The organism is Photobacterium carnosum (genome assembly GCF_021236965.1).
Classification (GTDB): Bacteria; Pseudomonadota; Gammaproteobacteria; order Enterobacterales; family Vibrionaceae; genus Photobacterium; species Photobacterium carnosum.
In genome coordinates this window covers 190,701-205,869 of record NZ_WMDN01000002.1, presented here as the reverse complement: position 1 = coordinate 205,869, position 15,169 = coordinate 190,701, and the positions used below count along the sequence as shown (strand labels likewise).

General features: G+C 39.0%; 11 protein-coding genes. 6 read left to right on the top strand and 5 right to left on the bottom strand.

Features of this window, described 5'->3' with window-relative positions; all coding sequences use genetic code 11:
• Positions 1-137: 137 nt before the first annotated feature.
• On the bottom strand, positions 138-1,607 hold the full coding sequence (gene nagE, locus GLP24_RS02915) for an N-acetylglucosamine-specific PTS transporter subunit IIBC (protein WP_101767192.1): 1,470 nt from the start codon (positions 1,605-1,607) through the stop codon (positions 138-140).
• Positions 1,608-1,866: 259 nt separating this feature from the next.
• On the opposite strand from nagE, the gene nagB reads away from it, so the two are divergent.
• The 4 genes from nagB (at position 1,867) to asnB (ending at position 8,099) form a co-directional block, all read left to right on the top strand.
• Positions 1,867-2,667: a glucosamine-6-phosphate deaminase gene (nagB, locus tag GLP24_RS02910; RefSeq protein WP_101767193.1), complete on the top strand. Its 801-nt coding sequence runs from the start codon at positions 1,867-1,869 to the stop codon at positions 2,665-2,667.
• A gap of 467 nt (positions 2,668-3,134) precedes the next feature.
• Positions 3,135-4,349 (top strand): DNA-binding transcriptional regulator NagC, encoded by a 1,215-nt coding sequence (nagC, locus tag GLP24_RS02905; protein ID WP_101767194.1) that lies wholly within the window; start codon positions 3,135-3,137, stop codon positions 4,347-4,349.
• A 160-nt stretch (positions 4,350-4,509) separates the two neighbouring features.
• The gene (locus GLP24_RS02900) at positions 4,510-6,105 is read left to right on the top strand and encodes a cation:proton antiporter family protein (protein WP_232576817.1); all 1,596 of its coding nucleotides are present in this window, start codon (positions 4,510-4,512) and stop codon (positions 6,103-6,105) included.
• 323 nt (positions 6,106-6,428) lie between these two features.
• The gene (asnB, locus tag GLP24_RS02895) at positions 6,429-8,099 is read left to right on the top strand and encodes an asparagine synthase B (RefSeq protein WP_232576818.1); all 1,671 of its coding nucleotides are present in this window, start codon (positions 6,429-6,431) and stop codon (positions 8,097-8,099) included.
• Between the two features lie 70 nt (positions 8,100-8,169).
• Here asnB and GLP24_RS02890 read toward each other — a convergent pair whose 3' ends face one another.
• The 4 genes from GLP24_RS02890 to htpG all read right to left on the bottom strand — a co-directional run bounded on the left by GLP24_RS02890 (position 8,170) and on the right by htpG (position 13,501).
• Complete coding sequence (locus GLP24_RS02890; protein WP_101767197.1) at positions 8,170-9,474, bottom strand: inosine/guanosine kinase; 1,305 nt, start codon at positions 9,472-9,474, stop codon at positions 8,170-8,172.
• Positions 9,475-9,625: 151 nt separating this feature from the next.
• A complete protein-coding gene (gene hemH / locus GLP24_RS02885) occupies positions 9,626-10,597 on the bottom strand; it encodes a ferrochelatase (protein ID WP_232615495.1) in 972 nt (323 codons plus the stop codon).
• 215 nt (positions 10,598-10,812) lie between these two features.
• Positions 10,813-11,457 (bottom strand): adenylate kinase, encoded by a 645-nt coding sequence (adk, locus tag GLP24_RS02880; protein WP_101767199.1) that lies wholly within the window; start codon positions 11,455-11,457, stop codon positions 10,813-10,815.
• 142 nt (positions 11,458-11,599) lie between these two features.
• Entirely contained in the window at positions 11,600-13,501 is a 1,902-nt protein-coding gene (gene htpG / locus GLP24_RS02875) for a molecular chaperone HtpG (RefSeq protein WP_232612708.1), read from the bottom strand.
• A 192-nt stretch (positions 13,502-13,693) separates the two neighbouring features.
• Here htpG and GLP24_RS02870 point away from each other — a divergent pair, with 192 nt between their 5' ends.
• On the top strand, positions 13,694-14,572 hold the full coding sequence (locus GLP24_RS02870; protein WP_152652928.1) for a winged helix-turn-helix domain-containing protein: 879 nt from the start codon (positions 13,694-13,696) through the stop codon (positions 14,570-14,572).
• On the top strand, positions 14,563-15,111 hold the full coding sequence (locus GLP24_RS02865) for a regulatory protein ToxS (RefSeq protein ID WP_101767202.1): 549 nt from the start codon (positions 14,563-14,565) through the stop codon (positions 15,109-15,111). Before GLP24_RS02870 ends, GLP24_RS02865 begins: the two co-directional genes overlap by 10 nt.
• The last annotated feature ends 58 nt before the right edge of the window (positions 15,112-15,169 follow it).

Sequence of the window (15,169 nt, the reverse complement as noted above, 5' to 3'; positions counted from 1 at the left end):
GATAATCTATATAGAGCCCAAAAGTTGGGTACTCAAAATGCCGGTCTTGATATCTTATAATTAAAATATCAGGACCGGTCTAATTGAAAGTGTTGCGGTATTTCGTGTGTCGCTTAATTACTTAAAAATTCAAATAACTATGGAAGCTTTACTGCTGATAGGTCTTCTGATGCTGGGATCTTTTTCATCTCGCCAGCAACGATTTCAGCAAGAGGGCCAAGAATAACTTGTAGGTTGTTTGCACCTAATTTAACCACACCCATTGCACCTAGTGCTTTTAATGTCTTTTCATTAGCAAGGCTGCTGTCTTTTAGAGTCAGACGTAGACGAGTAATACAAGCATCAATATTTTCTAGGTTACCGTGACCACCAAGCGCTTTTAAATATTGCTTAGCTAATTCACCCGTTTCAGTTGAACCACGTACTGATGATACTTCTTCTTCGTCATCTTCACGGCCAGGCGTCTTAAGGTTGAACTTAAGAATAACAGCGCGGAAAATAAAGTAGTACAGAGCGAAGAACACAATACCTTGAAGGATTAGCATGTACCAGTTAACCGCCAGTGGATTACGTGCTGACAACACCATGTCGACAAGACCAGCAGAAAAACCAAAACCTGAAATCCAGTGCATAGACGCTGCGATGTATACAGAGATACCTGTTAGCGCTGCGTGAATAACATAAAGAGGTGGGGCAAGGAACATAAATGCAAATTCTAGTGGCTCAGTAACACCTGTAAAGAATGATGCAAAACCAGCAGCAATGAATAATGAAGCTACACGCTCTTTATTTTTCACTTTAGCTGTTTGGTACATAGCAAGTGCAGCACCGGGTAGACCAAACATCATGATTGGGAAGAAACCAGCCTGGTACATACCAGTAATACCTGGGGTACCTTTACCACTCAAGAAATTAGGAATATCGTTAATGCCTGCAACATCAAACCAGAATACTGAGTTTAGTGCGTGGTGAAGACCCACAGGAATCAATAGACGGTTAAAGAATGCATAGATACCAGCACCAGCAGCGCCTAGACCTTGAATACTTTCACCGAAATGTACTAGTCCGTTGTAAATAACTGGCCATACAAACAGTAATACTGCAGCAATACCAATACCAGCAACAGAAGTTAAAATTGGGATTAAACGCTTACCGCTAAAGAATGCTAATGTCTTATGCAATTCAACGTTAGAGTAACGATTGTAAATTTCTGCTGATACGATACCAACTAAAATACCAACAAACTGGTTATTAATCTTAGCAAAAGCAACAGGTACAGCACTTGCGTCAATACCTTGAATCATTGCTACTGTACCAGGTGCAAGTAACGTGGTTACAACAGTGTAACCAACAAAACCTGCTAATGCTGCTGCGCCGTCTTTATCTTTTGACATACCGTATGCAACACCAATTGCAAACAATATAGACATGCTATCAATAATTGAAGAACCCGCTTTAATCAAGAACGCAGCAATTGCTGAGTTTGCGCCCCAACCTGACGGATCAACCCAATAGCCGATACCCATTAAAATTGCCGCTGCAGGAAGTACTGCAACTGGCACCATTAGTGCTTTACCTACTTTTTGAAAATATCCAAGAATATTCACCCTTAGTTCCCCCTATGGTTTTCTTAGATGCGATAGTGATAGCTTTTTTTTGCCATCTCTTTTTTTTGTCCTTTGCAGTTTATGAATTTTATTTCGCTCCGCAAATTAAAACATCGTCATTTGTGATCTTAATCACCGACCGGAGATAGAACTGAGTGATTTTGCTAGCTCGATCATAAAACTTATTTTATCATTCGAAACAAAGGCGATATGCCACTAAGATTTTTTCTGTTTTAACTATCTTCAACGAGGTGTCAACGTGAGACTAATCCCGCTTAATAACGCTAAAGATGTTGGTTTATGGTCTGCTCGCTACATTGCTGACCGCATTAATAAGTTCCAACCAACAGCTGAGCGTCCATTTGTGCTAGGTCTACCTACAGGTGGTACACCACTTCCGACATACCAGCGTTTGATTGAATTATACCAAGCTGGCGAAGTAAGCTTTAAGAACGTCGTGACTTTCAACATGGATGAATATGTTGGCATGGCGTCTGATCACCCTGAGTCATACCGTAACTTCATGTACAACAACTTCTTTAGCCATATTGATATACAAGAGCAAAATATCAACCTGCTTGATGGCAACACCACAGATCACGAAGTTGAATGTCAACGTTACGAAGACAAAATCAAAACCTATGGTCGCATTAACCTGTTCATGGGTGGCGTGGGTAATGATGGTCATATTGCCTTCAACGAACCTGCATCATCATTAGCATCTCGTACGCGTATCAAGACGTTAACGCACGAAACACGTATTGCTAATTCTCGTTTCTTTGAAGGTGATATTAACCAAGTACCTAAATACTCATTAACGATTGGTGTCGGTACACTATTAGATTCTGAAGAAGTAATGATTCTGATCACAGGTCACAACAAGGCACAAGCACTACAAGCGGCTGTTGAAGGTTGTGTAAACCACCTATGGACAATATCTGCATTGCAGCTGCACCCTAAATCAATGATCATTTGTGATGAACCTTCAACTCAAGAACTTAAAGTGAAAACTGTTAAGTATTTCCAAGAGTTAGAAGCAGAAAACATTACACACATCTAAATAATAACCACTGTCTTTTTACGGAAAACCGCATTTATTGACAGCCGTTCTAAGACATTAAATAAACGCCGCCTTGTTGACGGCGTTTTATTTTTCACTTTAAAATCAAATACAAAAAAGCATAATTATCACTATTGACAATACAGTCATGGTCTACAATTCGATCCTTAGCGATACTTCACTTCTCGATAGCTCTCATTACGTATTTTACGTGACCAATACCACAGCCCCAGCAAGCACCGACAACGATTACTTTATTTTTATTCATAAGAAAGTATATTACGGTGATAACAAATGTATTGAAAACTGCAATACATTAAATAATTCGGCACTAATACTCATCAAAATCAATTAAACTAGTGTCGAACATATAGGTAGCGCTTTGATAAATAAAGATAATGAAAGCAAATCATCATTATCATCTTCAGGCGATAATTATTAACGCTAATTACGAGCAGAATTAAACTATGACAGGCGGACAAATTGGTAATGTTGATCTGGTCAAGCAGCTAAATAGTGCTGCTGTATACAGACTTATCGACTTGCAAGGCCCTATCTCTCGCATCCAGGTTGCTGATATTAGTCACCTCGCTCCTGCAAGTGTCACTAAGATTACCCGCCAACTGCTAGAACGTGGCTTAATAAAAGAAGTCGCTCAGCAAGCATCAACGGGAGGAAGAAGAGCAATATCTCTAACGACAGAATCAGTCGGTTTTCATTCGATCGCAGTACGTATTGGCCGTAATAATATTGAAATAACCCTTTATGACCTCAGTGGTAAACATATTACCGGTGCGGCCTATCCGTTTTTATATTCTGACCAAAATGAACTAGCCGAAGGTCTAATCAAATATATTCAAGAATTTATTGATAATAATCAGAATGTAATGAAAGAACTGGTGGCATTTGGCATTATTCTTCCAGGACTTGTTAATCCAGAAAGTGGCACGGTTACTTACATGCCAAACACTGAAGTGCATGATTTTGAGCTTGCACATATTATTCAAGACATTTTTGGTATTATTACTTTTGTCGGCAATGATATTCGAGGCCTCGCGCTGGCAGAACACTTCTTCGGTGCTAGCCGAGACTGTAAAGATTCAATTTTAGTCAGTATGCATAATGGTACTGGCGCTGGCATTATTGTTAATGGTCAGGTCTTCCTTGGTCAAAATCGCAATGTCGGAGAGATTGGTCATATCCAAATCGATCCACTAGGGGATAAATGTCAGTGTGGTAATTTTGGCTGCTTAGAAACGGTAGCCTCTGATCCTGCAGTGATTATGCATGTTCAAAATCTACTCAACCAAGGTTATCCAAGTAGTTTGCAAGACTTGGAAGAAGTCACTATGCCAGCGATTTGTGATGCGGCCAATAATGGTGATGAACTGGCCATTCAAGCGTTACTGAAAGTCGGTCACCACCTTGGTAAAGCATTAGCGATGACGATTAATTTATTCAACCCTCAAAAGATTATTCTGGCAGGTAATATTACTCAGGCACAAGCCATTGTATTGCCAGCAATACGTCGTTGCGTTGAAAACCAATCATTATCTGCTTTTAATCACGATTTACCGATTGTCGCATCAGAGCTATATAATCAACCCACTATTGGCGCTTTTTCAATGATCAAGCGTGCAATGCTTAATGGTGTACTGCTACAGCGCCTGCTAGAAGACTAAGTATCCGCGATACCAATTTATAAGAACAAATAACCACCGTTCTTATAAAACAACCATCATAAAAAAGGGGGGATTAATCTCAAATGATTAATCCCCCTAATGCTATTATTGTTATCAATTATATTTCCGAACACTATCTTGCAAGGATGTAGTCTAAGCTATGGAGTTACTGTATATTAGCGCGGCCTTTCTGGCCGGTTTCATCGCCCTTCGTTGTAAATTACCCCCTCTGGTTGGCTTTTTAGTTGCTGGCTTTATGCTTAATAGTTTTGGTTTTCAGTCTACTCCAGCATTAACGACTTTAGCCGATCTTGGCGTAACCTTATTATTATTTACTATCGGCTTAAAACTTGACATAAAAACCTTACTTAACAAAGAAGTATGGGGCGGCGCAACCATACACAATCTGTTATCTACCGCCCTTTTTACGTTATTTCTTTTAGTTCTAAAACAATTAGGACTGACAATGTTTGCCGAAATGGCACTTAGTCAATTAATACTGATTGGCTTTGCATTGTCATTTTCTAGTACTGTTTTTGCCGTCAAACTGCTGCAAGACAAAGGAGAATTAAACGCTAAATATGGCACCGTTGCTATTGGCATTCTGGTTATGCAGGATATTTTCGCAGTACTATTCCTCGCCATATCCAGCGGTAAAATTCCTGATATAACAGCACTTGGTTTATTTGCTCTGCCCTTGCTACGCCCATTGTTATATCGCATCCTAGATAAAGCAGGTCACGGTGAAATATTAGTCTTATATGCTGTTATGCTCGCACTGGTTGCAGGAGCGGGTTTATTTGAAATTGTCGGCATGAAACCAGATCTAGGAGCGTTGATATTAGGTATGCTAATGGCGGGTCATCCTAAAGCATCAGAGATGGCTAAGTCATTGTTTAATTTTAAAGAACTGCTATTGGTGTGCTTCTTTTTAAACATTGGTCTCGCGGAATCCCCTACCATCAACGGCATGTTAATGGCCCTCGTATTAATGCTACTACTGCCTCTTAAAGGAATTCTTTATTACGCAGTGTTCCATTTATGCCGCTACCGTGTACGAACCTCAATGTTAGCAACCTTAACCCTATTTAATTATAGTGAATTTGGCCTTATTGTGGGTGGCGTCGCCTATAAAATGGGGTTGTTACCCGGCACATTCTTAGTCGCTATGGCTATCGCCGTGTCATTATCGTTTTTACTGGCAGCGCCACTGAACAGTATGAGTCATAAACTCTATACTGAAGCCGCTAAACGACTAAAAGAATTTGATCCTGATCGCTTAAATTGTCACGACAAACTGATTGATTTAGGTAATGTCAGTATTCTTATTCTCGGTATGGGTCGTATCGGCTCTGGTGCTTATGACGAATTAGAAAGTCGTTATGGTAAACAGATTATTGGCGTTGAAACTCGTCGTGAATCGGTAGAGTTACATCGCCAGCAACAACGTAATGTCATTCATGGTGATGCGACCGACCCTGACTTTTGGGAACGGGTTATCAAAAACCACCATATTGAGCTTATTTTATTAGCAATGCCAAATGGTCCAGCGAATATCTATGCTTTAGATCAGCTCAAAAGTCGTAATTTCCAAGGAAAAATAGCCGCTATAGCAAAATACAGTGATGAAGAGACACAATTACACCAACAAGGTATTGATGCAGCCTTTAATATTTATAGCGAAGCGGGTAGCGGTTTTGCTCGTGATGTCTGTGATCACCTCCAACCTCAAATAATCCCACGAAAACCACACTAAATTACACTTCAAAACTTAGATATTTCGCAGAGAAAAATAAACAGTAGCGATGCTGTTGTTTATTTTCTCAATTAAAAAACTCTGCAAAAATAGATAATATTCATAAAAATCCAATTTAAATAGATAATATTCAGCAGCAATGCTTTATTTAAATATAATCATAATAAATAGTTGTAATTTATTAACGAATGCGTAATTTTAACAATCAACGAAAAGCAAAATCAGTATAAACATCAATTACCATAATGATAACTTATTCGCTACATGATACATTTTCATCAATTATGGATAATAAAAAATAAAACGTTTGGAGTAGTATTATTATGTGTTCAATATTCGGCATCCTTGACATCAAGAGCGACGCTTCAGTACTTCGTACAACAGCCCTTGAATTATCAAAAAAAATGCGTCATCGCGGTCCTGATTGGTCAGGAATTTATGCGTCAGACAACGCTATTCTAGTTCATGAGCGTTTAGCGATTGTTGACTTAAATAGTGGTGAGCAACCGCTATATAACACGGATAAAAGCCATGTACTTGCGGTCAATGGTGAAATTTACAACCACAAAGAATTACGCGCTGAGTTTGCACCTAACTACCCATTCCAAACAGAGTCGGATTGTGAAATTATCTTAGCGCTTTATAAGGAAAAAGGACCGGAGTTATTAGATTACCTCAACGGTATCTTTGCCTTTATTCTGTATGATGAGCAAGAAGATGCTTACCTTATTGGTCGTGACCACATTGGTATTATCCCGCTTTATCAAGGCTATGATGAACATGGTAACTTCTATATTGCTTCTGAAATGAAAGCACTAGTGCCAGTATGTAAAACAATCAGTGAATTTCCTCCAGGCACTTACCTTTGGAGTAAAAAAGGCGAACCTGTTCGTTACTACAAACGTGACTGGATGGAATTTGATGCAGTTAAAGACGCAACAACCGATAAAATAGCATTAGCAGATGCCCTTGAAAGTGCTGTTAAACGCCAGCTAATGACAGATGTACCTTATGGTGTATTACTGTCTGGTGGTCTAGATTCTTCTGTAATCTCTGCGATCACAAAGAAATTCGCCGCTAAACGTATTGAAGATGATGAACAATCACAAGCTTGGTGGCCAACACTGCACTCGTTTGCGATTGGTCTTGAAGATGCACCCGATCTAAAAGCAGCGAAAATTGTAGCCGATGCCCTTGGTACGGTTCACCACGAGTTAACCTATACTGTCCAAGAAGGCCTAGATGCCATTCGTGATGTTATTTACCACATTGAAACCTATGATGTCACCACGATCCGCGCCTCAACACCGATGTATCTTATGTCACGTAAGATCCGTGCTATGGGGATTAAAATGGTGCTTTCAGGTGAAGGTGCTGATGAAATCTTTGGGGGTTATTTATACTTCCACAAAGCACCTAACGCTAAAGAATTCCATGAAGAAACAGTGCGTAAGTTATTAGCGCTTAACATGTTTGACTGCGCACGCGCTAACAAATCAATGGCAGCATGGGGCATAGAAGCTCGTGTACCCTTCTTGGATAAAGAATTCCTTGATGTTGCAATGCGCATTAACCCTCAAGATAAAATGTGTGGCAACGGTAAAATGGAAAAACACATTCTTCGAGAGTGTTTTGAGCATTATTTACCAGAAGCCGTTGCATGGCGTCAGAAAGAACAATTCTCTGATGGTGTAGGTTATAGCTGGATTGATAGCTTAAAAGAAGTTGCTGAAGAAAAAGTGACTGATAAGCAGTTAGCAACAGCTGCATTCCGTTTCCCATATAACACGCCAACAACAAAAGAAGGCTATGTTTACCGTGAAATTTTTGAAGAACATTTCCCGCTAGAAAGTGCCGCTAAATGTGTACCAGGTGGTCCATCGATTGCTTGTTCTAGTGCAAAAGCCATTGAGTGGGATGAGAGTTTTAAAAATGCCGCAGACCCATCAGGTCGAGCGATTGCAGCGGTTCATAACCAAGCTTACAAGAAATAGATAAATTAACGTTATAAAAAAACCGCCATCGAAAATGGCGGTTTTTTTTATGGTTAATAACAACGTGTTATTAACGTTCCCAGTAAGCTTCTTCTAGGCTATCTTCACGCTCAGGTAAGCCGCGAGAAAGACGAGGTGAATACTGAGCTAATACTTCATAACTTACCCGGTTTGCATACAAACAAACCTGAGAGAATGATGAGTACGTTAGGAACGAATATTGGTGCTTACTTGAATTTGGCACGTTTTCTTTATGATAACGGTTAGCAGACATATCATGCAGTAATGCAGATAATGCACCATCACCGGCACCATTAGTATTTTTGATTCGCTCTGGGCCACCCATGTATGGAGCAATATGTGAATAAACCTTAGTTGGATTCTCACATGTCGATTTAATCATAGGACGGCTAAATTCATAACGGTTAAATTCAGCAATATCACCAGGTAATAACGGTAATGCAGTCTCACGTTTTGCTGATTCTTCAGTATAACCCGCAGTGTATAAACCAACAGGGCCAGCAGTACACAAAACAAGATCAACCCATTCTAGCGTTTTATCTGCTGCAACTAATGGATCAGACTCACCCGTTAACGCTTCACCTTCGTCTTCATTCATTGCAACCACTGTTACATGGTCGCGTAAGAAATCACGCCACCATTGTGGATCGTCTTGAATAACGAATTTAGTACCCAACGTTAATACCACTGGTACGTCATATTTCTTAGCGTACTCAATGGCTTTCATTGTCGCTGCTGGCATAGGATCGCCAGGCTTACAACGTACAAGATAAGCCGTTATAACTAATGCTGATGCATTTTCAAATACACACTCAGGAATGCTATCAGGTCTAAGTTGGTTCATGTTACCTTCGTTTATCGCGAAGGTACGCTCACCATCTTTAGAGATCAGCGCAAAACAACGGCCAATTGGACCATTGACAGGCTGCAGATAATTCATATCCATACGGCTTGAAGTATTACAAAGATAACGGTAAGCATAGCTACCAATTTCAATGTCTTTACTCATTACACCTAATAATACGGACTTATCATCAGCTAATACTGAGTAATTATGTAACGTATTACCAATCGTGCCACCAGCAAATTCATGAGTCACAAGATTATTATCTTTTAACTCATTATAAAGTGCTTCTGCTTTTTCATCGGTAATCACCAATGAATGGCCTTTACTCAGCTCATAACGTTCCAGAAATTCATCATCAACGTAGGCTTCAATATCAACCAATGTTTGATCGATACCCACAACATGAGTACGTGTTAAACGCTTCTCTATCTTCGTTTGACTTAGAAGTGGATCGCGAGCATGTACAGGGAAATAATGCTTAGATTTTCGTTGGCCTGGAAATTTCATGTCAATGGGCTGTCAAGTTGTAAATTTTGCGAATTCTATCACAGAATTTGGTACATAAAAGCAAAAGCTATCATCGGTTTTACGAATAATAGCCACAAACAACAACGCAAACGTTATCGTACATATAATGATGTTTATCTCTATATCAAGATTACCATCCTTGTGTATGCTGTTTAATCAAGTTTTCCATCATCAATATATGAGCAGGACTGTCATTTAAGCATGGGATCAAATTAAACTCTTTACCACCAGCTTCAATAAATACCGCTTTACACTGCTCTGCAATTTCTTCTAGTGTTTCCAAACAATCAACCGAGAAAGCAGGACACATCACATCTAAACGTTTAATACCTTTTTCAGCTAATGATTTAATTGTCGCTTCCGTATACGGCTTCAACCATTCTTCCCGTCCAAAGATAGATTGATAACTCATGCTCATTTTCTCACGTGGCATATCCAGTAATTGAGCCAATAATACCGTGGTTTGATGACAATGGTCTGGGTAGGGATCGCCATTATCTGCATAACGCTGAGGAATACCGTGGTATGAACACAATAGATAATCAGGTTGCCCTTTCTCTGCCCAAAACACCTCAACAGACTGAGATAACGCCGCAATATAATCAGGGTGATCATAGTAATGATTCACAAAACGGAGTTCGGGTAATTCAGGCACTGTTTTTAACTCTTTAGCAATACGATCAAAAACTGCGGCGGTTGTCGTTGCCGAATATTGTGGATATAACGGTAGTACGATAACGTGCTTACATCCCTGCTGTTTTAGCTGTTGCAAGCCTGATTGAATACTGGGCTCACCATAGGTCATACCTAATGCAACGGGAACATTTAAAGATTGTTGTAAGGCTTGTTGCTGACGACGTGAATACACCATTAACGGTGAGCCATCATCCATCCACACGGATTGGTATAATTTAGCCACTTTAGGTGAACGTATTGGTAAAATAATGCCATGTAAAATAGGACACCATAACCAACGCATCATATCAACCACACGCTTATCATGCAAAAATTCCGCTAAAAACTGTTTCACGCCAGCGGTTGTTGGTGCATCAGGAGTACCAAGATTAACCAGTAATACCCCATAGTTATTATTAATTGTCATCGGTATTTATCCTTTATCTTTTACTCATCACTGAAAACAACTTACTTCCAGCTTCTTTTTAATACATTTAAATAACAAAAAATACGCAATTTCGCTATAACATTTTATACTACTGTTATATTAAAACCAAAAAAAACGAGCATTACCAATTGGTAAGCCCGTTTATTTACATCGTTATTAACTATTATAAATAATTAGCTAATTAACAATGCTATTTATGCTAATGCTTTCTCAAGCTGTGCACTTACTTCAACAACAGGTAACGTACCATCAAACTTAAGGTACTTAGTATTACCAGCAGCCGCTTCTTTACCGTAGTATTCGATAAGAGGTGCAGTTTGGTTATGGTATACCGTTAGACGTGCACGAACTGTTTCTTCTTTGTCATCTTCACGAATAACAAGCTCTTCACCTGTTACGTCATCTTTACCAGCAACCTTTGGTGGGTTGTAAACAGCATGGTAAGTACGACCAGAAGCAAGGTGAGCACGACGACCCGCCATACGTTCAACAATCACATCGTCAGCAACGTCAAATTCAATAACGTAGTCAACAACAACGCCATTTTCTTTAAGACCATCTGCTTGAGGAATTGTGCGAGGGAAACCATCAAGTAGGAAACCTTTTGCACAATCTTCTGCAGTGATACGCTCTTTAACAAGACCAAGAATGATATCGTCAGACACAAGTTGACCTGCATCGATCACTGATTTTGCTTGCTTACCTAGTTCAGTGCCCGCTTTGATTGCTGCACGTAACATGTCACCAGTGGAAATTTGTGGAATACCAAATTTTTCCATGATGAATTGAGCTTGAGTACCTTTACCTGCACCGGGTGCACCCAGAAGGATAATGCGCATTGTGTTCCCCTTTAAAATAGAGTGGAAATTTGCAAAAAACTGAAAATACACTGATTAGCGCTCAGTCGCAAGCTTGGCACTATGACCAAGCCGCGATTGAATGATTTATCAGAATAGTCTGTGATTTTGATTAATTAATTGATTATTTAACCAACAACTTGTTTACGGCAGCTAAGAACTGTGAAGGATCATCCATCGTACCGCGTTCAGCAAGCATTGCTTCACCAAACAATAATTCAACCCAGCGACCAAAGACTTCTTCGTCAGCTTCATCCGCCATTTGCTTCACTAAGCTATGCTCTGGATTTAACTCAAAGATGTACTGCACCTCTGGCGCTTCATGACCAGCAGCTGCAAGCAATTTCGCCATTTGTGTACCCATTTCGTTTTCGTCTGTCACCATAACGGCTGGAGTATCATGCAGTTTAAACGTTGGGCGTACTTCTTTAACGCGCTCACCAAGGTATGTTTTGGTGCGATCAGTAACAGAAGTGAATTCTTTTTCTGTTTCTTTCTGCTTTTCTTTTTCTTCTGCATTATCAAATGAAGACAGATCAAGATCAGATTTTGTGATCGCTTGGAATTTCTTACCTTCAAATTCAGGTAAGTGACCCATTAGGTATTCATCAATACGATCGTACATCAAAATAACTTCTAAGCCTTTAGCACGGAATTGCTCAAGGTGTGGACTATGCTTAGCCGCGTTAAAGTTATCTGCCGTTAAATAATAGATCTTCTCTTGACCTTCTTGCATACGGCTAATGTAATCGGTCAACGAAACAGTTTGCTCAGCAGTATCATTATCTGTTGATGAGAAACGTAGCAATGCTGCAATTTTATCACGGTTGCTAAAGTCTTCTGCCAAGCCTTCTTTTAGCACCTGACCAAACTCTTTCCAGAATGATTGATATTGCTCTGGCTCATTTTTTGCCATGCGCTCAAGCATTTGCAATACACGCTTCGTACATGCTTTACGTAGAGCTTGAGTCACTTTATTGTCTTGCAATATTTCACGTGAAACATTTAATGGTAGATCATTTGAATCAATTAAACCGCGCACAAAACGTAAGTACGTTGGCATGAACTGTTGTGCATCATCCATAACAAACACACGTTGCACATACAATTTAAGACCATGCTGGCCATCGCGGTTATTTAAATCCCACGGTGCTTTTGATGGAATGTATAACAAACTCGTATAATCTTGCTTACCTTCAACACGGTTATGACTCCATGTTAATGGCTCGGCATAATCATGGGCAACGTGATTATAAAATTCTTTATACTCATCATTGCTGATATCTGACTTATTACGCGTCCAAAGTGCTTGTGCTTTGTTAATTTGATCCCATTTTGTCCCTGTTACCTTGCCTTCTTCATCTTGTTCTTCTGTTTGAATAAAGACAGGGATACCAATGTGGTCAGAATATTTACTAACGATTTCACGTAAACGCTGTTCATCTAAGAACTCTTGCTCATCAGCACGTAAATGTAAAATAATCTCAGTACCACGGTTTGCTTTAGTGATGGTCTCGATGCTGTAATCGCCCTCACCTGCTGATATCCAGCAAACACCTTCATCAGCTGTAACTTCAGCACTACGTGTATTCACCGTTACACTGTCAGCCACAATAAATGCAGAATAGAAACCGACACCAAACTGACCAATCAGTTGTGAGTCTTTAGTTTCATTTTCATCTAATTGTGCAAAGAATTCTTTAGTACCTGATTTCGCAATCGTACCTAAATGTTCAATCGCTTGTTCACGTGTCATACCAATACCATTATCACTAACGGTTAAGGTGCCAGCTTGTGGATTAATTGCCAGCTTTACACATAAATCTGCATCGTTACCGTATAAATCAGTTTTTGATAATGCTTTAAAACGCAACTTATCCGCCGCGTCTGATGCATTAGAAATCAGTTCACGTAAAAAAATCTCTTTATTAGAGTAAAGAGAATGAATCATTAAATGCAGTAGTTGTTTTACTTCTGATTGGAAACCACGTGTTTCCTTTTTGTTATCAACTGTTTGCTCGCTCATTTCGACTCCAAAAAAATTTATGAGTAGTATATAAAGATAAATATGGTCAAACTGTATGATTTCAACCTAAAATAACATGTTTTTTATTTTTATATTTTTTGAGTAACGGTTTTATATTTTTAGATTCAGACAGTATTCAGATAAAACAGATAATAATATTGTTTATATAAAACCCTTGGCAAGGCTAAACCAATGACAACAAATGCAACTAAGTATTTGATTGGAAATCGTTTTATTTTCGATCCTAATGACAACAGCTTAATAGATAAATGTGATAATAATGAATTAACTCGGCTTGGTAGTAATGAAAGTCGAGCATTAAGTTTGCTCATTGAAGATCCTAGCCTAATTATAACTCGCCAACGTATTCATGATTATGTATGGCGAGAACAAGGTTTTGAGGTTGATGATTCTAGTCTAACACAAGCAATTTCAACCTTACGCAAGGCATTAAAAGACTCAACAAAATCACCTGAGTTTGTTAAAACCGTGCCTAAACGTGGCTATCAAATGATTGCCAGTGTAGAAGGTTACATCTGTCAAAAACAACGATTAGAGCCTAATTCTGGTATCGATAATCCAGCGATTTTGTCTTCGCCACCAGCATTTGAACCGATTCTGTCTTCGCCGCGTAAAGAGGCTTACCTCAATACCATGACCTCGGTATATTGCTCGCAAGATAAAGAATCAACCCAAAGTAAATCAACGTTAATTTCGTGGAAAGGCTGGTTGGCACTCACGATTGCTTTTATATTACCGATTATTGTTAACATCAGCATGCCGCCAAAATCAGCGGCATTTACGCCTTTATTTAATGTTGATGGCGTAACGATCTATGTTCCAAAGAATAATCCAAAGATAAAAGAATGGCATAATATGATTCAACTGTGTGTCAGTAATTACATCAAGTATCACAATAATTCAGATTTAAAACCGTCTGAAGTAATTGTTACTGGCGGTCAAAACAACCAATTGTATCTAAACTATTTACATGACAGCAAGGTGCCAACAGAAAACGTAACCGTACGTTTACTGACGAGTGATAAGGATAATATAAACTTATGTCGCTAACGGCCTCTAACCAATTGACACACTTATTACACCGATACTGGCCATTTTTGATTTTAATTAGCTCTATTGTATTGTGCTCATGGGTGTATTTTTCAACCGACTACAAACAACAACAATTATTGATGTCACGTGAATGGCAAAGTACCACCATTAGTCAAATAGAGTCGTTACCACAAGATTCACTGAAAATGTTACGTAAAGTAAAACAAAGCAGCAATATGGTATTTTTACCTAATCACACTTATTCACGGATCACGATCCTTGAATTACACAGTGATGAGCCACAACCATTAATGATTCATATTTCAGAATCAGGTCGTTGGAATGTTAGTGGTGGTTATTTGCTCACCGAACCATTAGAGTTTAAAGATATTACCTCGGGTTCAAATCATGATTTTGATAGTAAACAATTAAAAATCATTAGAGATATATTTAAAATGAATGCACAAGAAAGTTGTCGTATTGATACCATTAATGAGCAGACGTTATTACTGACTAGCCTCACTCATGATTCTAAAGTGCTATTTTCAACCAAGTAATATAACGAAAGCATCAGCTATTCTTAAATAACAACCAATAAAAAACCGCGCTCAAAGA

What these genes read in the sequence shown, in the direction of transcription:
- nagC (WP_101767194.1), top strand. Translation starts at nt 3,135, where the DNA reads ATGACAGGCGGACAAATTGGTAATGTTGATCTGGTCAAGCAGCTAAAT.
- GLP24_RS02900 (WP_232576817.1), top strand. Translation starts at nt 4,510, where the DNA reads ATGGAGTTACTGTATATTAGCGCGGCCTTTCTGGCCGGTTTCATCGCC.
- asnB (WP_232576818.1), top strand. Translation starts at nt 6,429, where the DNA reads ATGTGTTCAATATTCGGCATCCTTGACATCAAGAGCGACGCTTCAGTA.
- GLP24_RS02890 (WP_101767197.1), bottom strand. Translation starts at nt 9,474, where the DNA reads ATGAAATTTCCAGGCCAACGAAAATCTAAGCATTATTTCCCTGTACAT.
- hemH (WP_232615495.1), bottom strand. Translation starts at nt 10,597, where the DNA reads ATGACAATTAATAATAACTATGGGGTATTACTGGTTAATCTTGGTACT.
- adk (WP_101767199.1), bottom strand. Translation starts at nt 11,457, where the DNA reads ATGCGCATTATCCTTCTGGGTGCACCCGGTGCAGGTAAAGGTACTCAA.
- htpG (WP_232612708.1), bottom strand. Translation starts at nt 13,501, where the DNA reads ATGAGCGAGCAAACAGTTGATAACAAAAAGGAAACACGTGGTTTCCAA.
- GLP24_RS02870 (WP_152652928.1), top strand. Translation starts at nt 13,694, where the DNA reads ATGACAACAAATGCAACTAAGTATTTGATTGGAAATCGTTTTATTTTC.
- GLP24_RS02865 (WP_101767202.1), top strand. Translation starts at nt 14,563, where the DNA reads ATGTCGCTAACGGCCTCTAACCAATTGACACACTTATTACACCGATAC.